This window comes from Dolichospermum circinale AWQC310F (assembly GCF_000426925.1).
GTDB lineage: Bacteria > Cyanobacteriota > Cyanobacteriia > Cyanobacteriales > Nostocaceae > Dolichospermum > Dolichospermum circinale.
The window spans coordinates 38,767-40,521 of record NZ_KE384666.1; the positions used below are offsets into that span (position 1 = coordinate 38,767).

General features: G+C 37.9%; 1 protein-coding gene. It reads right to left on the reverse strand.

Annotated elements, in window-relative coordinates; all coding sequences use genetic code 11:
- Positions 1-102 precede the first annotated feature (102 nt).
- Positions 103-1,635: a SagB/ThcOx family dehydrogenase gene (locus ACIR310F_RS0103425; protein WP_028082613.1), complete on the reverse strand. Its 1,533-nt coding sequence runs from the start codon at positions 1,633-1,635 to the stop codon at positions 103-105.
- Positions 1,636-1,755: the final 120 nt, after the last annotated feature.

A 1,755-nucleotide genomic window follows, 5' to 3' on the forward strand; every position in this document is an offset into this window, starting at 1 on the left:
TTTTGAGCAACTTTACTTTTCGTTACTTATGTCGGTTTTTCCGTTCACCTACTTAGATACTCCATGAGTATGACTTTAGGACATTATGATCTTATGACCTGATTACCTTGGTTTTCCTAGTGTAGTAATGTAAATAACTGCTTCGTCAGCAGGAATACCCAAGACATCGTTAACTTGGTCATCAAAAAAGCCAGCGATACCACTGACACCTAAATTTAAGCGGACTGCGGCTAAATTCAATCTTTGTCCTAAAATACCTGCATCTGTGTGTAAATAACGGTAAACTCGATCACCATACTGAGCGATCGCCTTTTTGAGATCCGCAGTATGAAATAATACTGCTCCTGCATCTCTACCTAATTCCTGTCCCAAACAGAGAAAATGTAACTCCCGACGGAAATTTTTAAAGCGAATTTGCCGTAATTCTTGGGCTTTAGGTGCATAATAATAACAACCTGGATCTAAGCCTTTAACTCCAGAAACCACCACAAAAGTTTCTATTAAATTCAAGTCAAAATAATCAGGGTGAGGATCTAAATTTTGGTCAACATAATTTTGTGGTTGATAAGTGAAATCAAGTAAAGCTTTTAGTTGATCAAAACTTAAATTATCGCCAGTATAAGCACGAGTAGAACGCCGTTTATAGATAGTATTTGCTAATTCTGATAAATTTTCCCCCCAAAAAATTGGCGCAGTCCTAGTAGGAATTTTATCACAGAAAGGAAAATTATATTTATCCTCTAAAGACCTTTCTTCTTTGAGAGTTGGTAACTTTAAATTACTGCTAGTAGTCTGTGTGATTTCAGTCCGTAAATGAAAATATTTTAGTAGTTCACCGTCAGGAATAAATGGATAATTAGTTTCAGTTGTAGAAGGTAAAACAGTGCTGCCTTTAGGTAAGTTTTGGCGAATATCTAACAAATCTGCCAAAGCTAAAACAGCCGTTGTTCCCTCCTGTGCCTGATCAATATAAAGTAGATCATTAACCGCTTTATCCACAAAACCGCCTATTAAATAAGAGCGATAATCTACAAGACTACAAGCTAATTCAATATTACCTAAAAGATGCCCAGTATCGAGAAAAATGCGGCGGTAGGCTCTATCTTCATAACGCCAAACAGAACGATAAAAAACCGCAGTAGTAATAATAGCTAATTGGGTGGTTTCTAGGGAAGAATGCCAAAAACAAGCCTCTTGTAAATTTTGCCAAACATCACTTTCCCAGAAGTGCATTAAAGAATGAGTTCGACATTGATAATTATAAAGTCCTGGTGGTAACAAAGGTGTACCGCGAGAAACTAAATATACTTCAGCCGGATATAAACCCCCCGCACTGGGAGCAGCACGTAAATATACTGCACTACCCATAGAAGGTATTTTTGCCGTCAGTCCATAACTGTGAAATAATAGGTGAGAGAGCCTGTGCCACCATTGAGCATCTTGATCATTGGCGAATATTTCTGTATTTTCTTGTAAATAAGGTTTCAGGTCAATATCAGCACCGATTTTGTACTCTTTGAAAGGTACTGGTTGTTTAGCCCAGTCTAAATTATAATTTTTGGAAGCTAGAGTTTGGGGATCATACTTAGTCCGTTCGTGATAATGTTCGGCTATGGATTGGTGTATTTCTGGCATAATAAATAATTGTAATTTAATAAGTAGGTTGGCGTTAAAAATTGTCGTTGGGGCAAGGGAACAGGGAACAGGGAACAGGGAACAGGGAACAGGGAACAGGGAACAGGGAACAGGGAACAG

What these genes read in the sequence shown, in the direction of transcription:
- ACIR310F_RS0103425 (WP_028082613.1), bottom strand. Translation starts at nt 1,635, where the DNA reads ATGCCAGAAATACACCAATCCATAGCCGAACATTATCACGAACGGACT.